Source organism: Klebsiella indica (assembly GCF_005860775.1).
Lineage (GTDB): Bacteria > Pseudomonadota > Gammaproteobacteria > Enterobacterales > Enterobacteriaceae > Klebsiella > Klebsiella indica.
In genome coordinates, this window is the sequence record NZ_VCHQ01000061.1 from 1 (window position 1) to 830 (window position 830).

Here is an 830-nt window from a genome sequence, read left to right on the forward strand (position 1 = left end):
GGCGTAAACCCAGTGCCGTATGTAGCCATTAAGCCAGTGCTGGTAACTTAGACGCCCACCTGTTACAGACGGACATCTAAGTATGAAATCCCAGTCCTGGCGAAAAGAACCCCGTAAAAATTATTCGAATGACTTCAAGCTTCGCATGGTTGAACTGGCCTCCCGTCCCGGGGCCTGTGTCGCTCAGATTGCCCGCGAAAACGGCGTCAATGATAACGTCATCTTCAAATGGCTACGGCTCTGGCAGGATGAAGGTCGTATATCACGCCGTCTTCCGGCCACAGTCGAATCTTCATCATTACCGACTATGCTGCCTGTCGAGGTGATACCTGATCCAGCACCAACAGATGTGACGGACACAGACCCGGGTCAGCTCCTGGCGCTGAATGCTTCCTCCTGTTGCGTTGAGTTCCGCTACGGCAAAATGACGCTTGAGAACCCGTCACCAGAGTTGCTGGCTGTACTGCTGCGTGAGCTTACCGGGAGAGTGCCGGGATGATTAATCTTCCGTCAGGTGCCCGTATCTGGCTGGTTGCCGGGGTCACCGATATGCGTAAGTCCTTCAATGGTCTGGGCGAGCTGGTCCAGCATGTTCTTGATGATAATCCGTTCTCCGGCCATCTGTTCATCTTCCGCGGGCGTCGCGGTGATACGGTGAAAATACTCTGGGCGGATGCAGACGGTCTGTGCCTGTTCACCAAACGACTGGAAGATGGCCAGTTCCTCTGGCCCGCCGTTCGCGACGGAAAGGTGGGTATTACCCGCTCACAACTCGCCATGCTCCTCGATAAGCTGGACTGGCGTCAGCCAAAAGCAGCCCGCTTTAACTC

Annotated in this window: 2 protein-coding genes; both read left to right on the forward strand. The window is 55.1% G+C overall.

Annotated features, from left to right (window positions below):
* Nucleotides 1–82: 82 nt before the first annotated feature.
* Complete coding sequence (gene tnpA, locus FE839_RS24395) at nucleotides 83–499, forward strand: IS66-like element accessory protein TnpA (protein WP_138363267.1); 417 nt, start codon at nucleotides 83–85, stop codon at nucleotides 497–499.
* On the forward strand, nucleotides 496–830 hold a 335-nt coding region (gene tnpB, locus FE839_RS24400), incomplete at its 3' end, for an IS66 family insertion sequence element accessory protein TnpB (protein WP_138363268.1). The genes tnpA and tnpB, both read left to right, overlap by 4 nt.